General features: G+C 42.7%; 1 pseudogene. It reads right to left on the bottom strand.

The window, feature by feature from the left end:
• Positions 1-213, bottom strand: a pseudogene (locus tag QCD85_RS23850) (amino acid permease); the annotation flags it as partial.

Here is a 213-nt window from a genome sequence, read left to right as displayed (position 1 = left end):
ACCTATAGCAGTAACTTCCGCCATCCCCACCGTTACCCATAAAAACAAGTAACTCCATGCTGTTAAGAATCCAGCCAACGGACTAATATACTTATTGGCAAATGTAGCAAATGAACCTGTGACCGGTTCAAAGATTAACATTTCGCCCATCATTCGCATCACATATAACATAATTACACCTGCTACCAAATACGCCAACAGCACAGAAGGCCC

The sequence above is a fragment of the Paenibacillus sp. PsM32 genome (genome assembly GCF_030433815.1).
Lineage (GTDB): Bacteria > Bacillota > Bacilli > Paenibacillales > Paenibacillaceae > Saccharibacillus > Saccharibacillus kyungheensis.
Note: the sequence above shows the minus strand (reverse complement) of the source record. Positions and strands in the feature narration are given on the sequence as shown.